A 6,000-nucleotide genomic window follows, 5' to 3' on the forward strand; every position below is an offset into this window, starting at 1 on the left:
AGATGTCTCAAGCCCTCTAAACGGATAACAACGTATAGCCTTTGCCTCCATCGAATCAGAACGAGACTATTTAGGAATACAGGCGGACTATCTAAAAAATCGGTATTCAAGTCTAGTGAAGATTGGATGAAAGCTCGTTCTTATATCAATCGCTAATTCGGCGTTGGCTTCAATATTCCAAGCACAACGCAAAGAAGTACATCGCCACATGAACGATGTACTCCGGATCACTTGTTCTATGACTCTTGAAGCTACTCTTCATTACTAGTCACTACTTGAATCTCGTCATACTTACTCCAACCACTGTTCCATTAATCTACACATCTTCACGTTTCATTGAGGAGGGCCATATACCTCAAAATCATAAATTCTTGCCGCAGCGTTTTGGGTTTGTGTTGGTGTCGTAACGTTCAACTTGATATATCGGGCCGGCACATCAGTAATTTTATCTACTGTAATGCTGCTCGTATTATTGGTTACGTTCACTACCTTACTCCAATTGATGCCATCAACGCTGACCAGAATATGATAAGCCTTCGTGTTGTAAGAGTCAGTCTCTCCGCCTTCCGATGCGTGTTTGATGACAAATTGGTTCACTTGCTTCACGGAGCCGAGATCGATCTGTAGCCAACGGTTACTGGACTTAGAGCACCATTTGCTATCATTGATGACGTTGCCGTCCACGGCTTTAACCGCAGTTTGCGAGGCGGTGCACGTACTGTCAGCCGTCGCAGATTTACTTAATGCCAAATTGGAGGGGCCAAACACTTGAAACTCGAAGATTCTTGCAGCAAGATTTGTCGTTTGCGTAGGCGTCGTAACGTTCAGCTTAATATATCTTGCTGATACTGTAGCAATATTGTCTGTTGTCAGGCTTTTGGTATTATTGGTTACTTTGACGACTGTGCTCCAATCCTTGCCATTATTACTGACTTGGATATGATAAGCCTTCGTGTTATATGCGGTCGTCTCTCCGCCTTCTGCTGCATGCTTGATTATAAATTGGTTCACTTGCTTCACGGAGCCAAGATCGATCTGCAGCCAACGGTTGCTGGATAGGGAGCACCATTTGCTATCATTGATTTCGCTGCCGTCCACCGCTTTGGCCGCGGTCTGCGAGGCGTTGCACACACTATCAACTGTTGCGGGTTTATTCAATGCCAAATTTTGCTGCTCGAATACCGCGAAATCATATATTCTTGCCGTAGAATCCGAAGTTTGCGTAGGGGTCGTGACATTCAACCTGATATATCGGGCCTGAGTATCCGGTATATTATCTACCGTTACGCCACTCGTATTATTATTTACAGTAACTGCTGTATTCCAAGTAGTACCATTGCTACTAAATTGGATGTTGTAAGCCTTCGTGTTATAAGAAGCAGACTGTCCGCCTTCCGATGCGTGCTTGATGACAAATTGGCTCACTTGCTTCACGGAACCGAGGTCAATCTGCAGCCAACGATTGCTAGACATGGAGCACCATTTGCTGTCATTAATCACGCTGCCGTCTACCGCTTTGGCCGCATTCTGTGAGGCGATGCACGCACTGTCAGCCGACGCGGGTCTATTTAATGCTAAATTCGGTGAACTCACCGTTATCGTATACGTCACCTTGCTCGTTCCTGTTTGCGGACTGACGATGATCTTCATCCCCGTCTCTAGCGTCGTCGCTTTCGTTATCCCGTCTGCATTGTAGATTTCGAACGTTGCATTCGCTGACGGCGTAATCGCTGCCTTTAGCGCAGCTAACTTGATGCCACTCCCGACAGTGATTGTCTCATTCACCGTCCCGCCAGTACTTACCGTACCGATCGTAGAGGTCAATGTAGCATTTACGCATTGTGCATTTGTGCTCGAGGCCACCCATTTCGCATACAACGTTAGGCTTTTAGTGATTGAATCTGATGCATTGTATCGTTGCGTTAGCGCACTGTCGTAATACCAGCCTTCAAAGTTGAAGCACTCCTTTGTAGGCATACTCTGAAACACCACTTTACCTCCAGAACTCACAAATTGAGGGGGGATTACTGATCCGCCGTTCGAGTTATAAGTCACGACCAGTTGGGCGGATATGTTACCATCATCTCCTCCGGCATATGCAGGAACCCCAGCTGCCATTAACGATAGCATAATAGCTACCACCATCAAATAACCTCTTATCTTCCCTGTAATCCTTTTCTTTCCCTGACTAAGTCTTGATCTTCCCATCATTCGTGCCCCACTCTCCTGGACTAAACATGAATACTTGCAATACTTCGAGCATCCCTCATACACAGCCCTTAAAGTTCCATTTGTTCAACAGCGTAGTCGCTTCAACTGGCATGGCATACAGAGGCTGAAGCGCAAAAGAAGAATACGGACTGCTGCACCATTCATAAGGATATTCATAAAACGGGAAATGATGCTTGGTTATCATAGATTTAGAACCGTTTGTTTAGGCAATGATGGATTGTAATTTGAACTGCGAGAGGTAAAAACAAAGGAGTCAATGAATGGAGTCGTGAACAATTAAACTAGAAAATGATATTTTAAGCAAAAAATATATTGAAAACCATTACCATTTTAGCATAATTAATCCTGAATAAATAGAGTTACTTCATGTCCTTGTTTGGACAACTAGAGCTATGGAATAACGGGAGAATTGCAGGAGCTGATTGCGATGAAATCGTGGAAACTAACAGAGTAACCCTCTCTGAGCAGAGAAGAAATTCGAGTAGGGAAGCACGTATTCAGGCTTTTCGTGCAAGCGGCGAAGAACTGGTCGCCTTACATAATCTGGTTGATCATAACATGGAGCCAAAAAACAAAAAATCCACAACCTTTTTTAATCAACACCTCCCTTTACTAGACACCAGCTAACAAGTGGGATGCAGATTATTTCGGTTGTGGATTCGTATGGTGGAACGTGGCTTTTAGAACAAATTTCAGCTATTATTCAGTTCGAACCAAAATCCAATCCTATATAAAATTTAATAGTTTCAGCATACGCGAGAGAAGTGTAACCATTTCTGCCCGAGTTGCTTCTGCTTGCGGCTTGAAATTACCTTGCTGATCGCCTTTAATGATACCTAAACTAAGCGCTTGATAAATAGAATCCTCCGCCCAAGATGAAATGGATTCCACATCTGCTAAAGCTAACACGCTATTTTCTGTCTGCAAAGAAGGATTAGCATAAGCAATAGCTCGGGTAAGCATAACCGCCAACTCCTCACGTGTCACACGGTTGTTCGGACGGAAAGTCCCGTCACTATATCCCTTGATTAATCCCGCCTGCTCAGCTGCGATAACATCTGCTTCATACCATTTCCCATCCACATCAGAAAAGCTAAATTCAGTGTTATTCAACGGAATCCCTATTGCACGTACAAGTAATGCCGCCGTTTCTGCTCGGGTAAGCATACCATTCGGATCAAAATTCATTTCGCTACGCCCCTGAACGATGAACTTAGCTGCAAGTAACTCTATATCCGACTTTGCCCAATGATTCTGCAAATCTATAAAGCTAACTCGACGATCAATTACGAAAAAGTAGCCGTTTCGCTTACTCTTTACAATTGCTGTGACTTTACCATTCTCTTTTATAAATTGTGCGGGAACAAAGGTGAATGCTTGCTTCTCTTCATCCCAAAGTACGACTGTAGCAAAATCGGAATCTTGGGCATCCAGCTCAATCTTTCTATTAACATAGGCTGAGAAAGCTGATATTTCAGAGCTTCTGCCTTGATCATCTAATCCAGTAACGTTGAACTCAACTGGACCTGCCCAAACATTTGCGCCAAGACTCTTCTTAACTTCAACAAATTCTGTTGCCTTATCTGCTCTGCCTATTTTAATGGTTAGATCATGATTATTCCCTGCAACCGCCATCTCTTGAATGGGTATGGTCATTTCATCTTTTGCTGTGATGAATTGCAGTTTCATGGATGGTGAAATGGCCATTAACTGCGTTAATGTCGCTTGACTTATAACAAACTCTGCGACTTCAGTATCTGATTGGATTGTCACAAATCCTTTTTTCAAATCATCAAGTTTTAGTTCAACTCGTTGTTTTCCATTAGCTGTCACAGCCTCAATGTAATAGGATGCTCCAGTTCCAGAACTAGTGTTACTGTTTGCAATAATGATTAGCGGATAAATGGCTTCATAAATGGCACCATCAGCTGTTATCGTCGCTTTAAGCGTTACGCTCTTATTCCCCTCTCTATAGGACGGGCGTTGTACATAACCTGTCGTAACATCTACAAATTGATTATTCGAAGAAACCCATTGAATGCTTCTGCCTTCATCATCGGTTGCTGGAAGACCGAGAGGTCCAATAACTGATGAAGCGGTATCATTAGTAGCATAAGTTAATTTCGGAACATCATACACGTTGAGCTTCGCAGTATTGCTCGTAACTTCATAGTTACCTAAACGTTGATTAGGATCAATGATTTCAGTCTCTATCGTATAATTGCCAATTGGGCTGCTTTGCTCTGCAAGCGTCACATACTTTACGGATATATCGTCGTTGTTCAGCACACCTGTTACAACACCGCCCAGGAAGGGATTCGCATTGTTTACCCAACGAGATATGGAGTGAGGCGTTACTGTAATCGGCGCTTTCGTAATCGATAGACTGCCTGCGGTTTTCGTTACCTCATAATTCCCCAACTTGTTATTCGGGTCATTCAGTGTTGCTTCAATTGCATAGCTCCCTACATCACTGGCCTGATCGGCACTCGTAGCATAAGTTGCCGTAATTCCATCTGACGATAAACCGCCCACTAACGTTCCTGTGAAAACCGGATTACTCGTACCATATTCACGAGTCGCATCGTCTGCGGTTACTGCAAGTGACGCTTTTGTAACAGATAAACTACCTGCGGTTTTCGTCACTTCGTAATTTCCTAGCTTGTTATTCGGGTCAACCAGTGTTGCTTCAATTGCATAGTTCCCTACATGACTGGCCTGATCGGCACTCGTTGCGTACGTAGCTGTAATTCCATCTGACGTCAAACCTCCAGCTACCGTCCCTGTGAATACCGGATTGCTCATTCCGTATTCACGCGTCGCATCGTCTGCGTTTACTGTAAGTGACGCTTTTGTAACAGATAGACTGCCTGCGGTTTTCGTTACTTCGTAATTTCCTAGCTTGTTATTCGGGTCAACTAGTGTTGCTTCGATCGCATAGTTCCCTATATTACTTGTTTGATTGGCACTCGTTGCGTACGTTGCTGTAATCCCATCTGACGATAAACCGCCCACTATCGTTCCTGTGAATACCGGATTGCTCGTACCATATTCACGCGTCGCATCGTCTGCGGTTACTGCAAGTGGCGCTTTTGTAACAGATAAACTACCTGCGGTTTTCGTCACTTCGTAATTTCCTAGCTTGTTATTCGGGTCAACCAGTGTTGCTTCAATTGCATAGTTCCCTACATGACTGGCCTGATCGGCACTCGTTGCGTACGTAGCTGTAATTCCATCTGACGTCAAACCTCCAGCTACCGTCCCTGTGAATACCGGATTGCTCATTCCGTATTCACGCGTCGCATCGTCTGCGTTTACTGTAAGTGACGCTTTTGTAACAGATAGACTGCCTGCGGTTTTCGTTACTTCGTAATTTCCTAGCTTGTTATTCGGGTCAACTAGTGTTGCTTCAATCGCATAGTTCCCTACATTACTTGCTTGATCGGCACTCGTAGCATACGTTGCTATAAGTCCATCTGATGACAAACCGCCAGTTATTGTCCCTGTGAATACCGGATTGCTCGTACCATATTCACGCGTCGCATCGTCTGTGGTTACCGATATTGACGCTTTCGTAACACTCAGACTACCCGAGGTTTTGGTTACTTCGTAATTTCCTAGCTTATTATTCGGGTCATTCAGTGTTGCTTCAATCGCATAGTTCCCTACATTACTTGCTTGATCGGCACTCGTAGCATACGTTGCTATAAGTCCATCTGATGACAAACCGCCAGTTATTGTCCCTGTGAATACCGGATTGCTCGTACC

At 44.1% G+C, this 6,000-nt stretch carries 3 protein-coding genes; all 3 read right to left on the bottom strand.

What is annotated here, in order from left to right; translation table 11 throughout:
- Positions 1 to 333: 333 nt before the first annotated feature.
- Positions 334 to 2,145 (bottom strand): discoidin domain-containing protein, encoded by a 1,812-nt coding sequence (locus E0496_RS14490; protein WP_161601430.1) that lies wholly within the window; start codon positions 2,143 to 2,145, stop codon positions 334 to 336.
- 121 nt (positions 2,146 to 2,266) lie between these two features.
- Positions 2,267 to 2,416 (bottom strand): hypothetical protein, encoded by a 150-nt coding sequence (locus E0496_RS36180; RefSeq protein WP_206669777.1) that lies wholly within the window; start codon positions 2,414 to 2,416, stop codon positions 2,267 to 2,269.
- A gap of 542 nt (positions 2,417 to 2,958) precedes the next feature.
- On the bottom strand, positions 2,959 to 6,000 hold a 3,042-nt coding region (locus tag E0496_RS14495; protein ID WP_161601431.1), incomplete at its 5' end, for an MBG domain-containing protein.

It is taken from the genome of Paenibacillus luteus, assembly GCF_006542765.1.
Taxonomy (GTDB): domain Bacteria; phylum Bacillota; class Bacilli; order Paenibacillales; family Paenibacillaceae; genus Pristimantibacillus; species Pristimantibacillus luteus.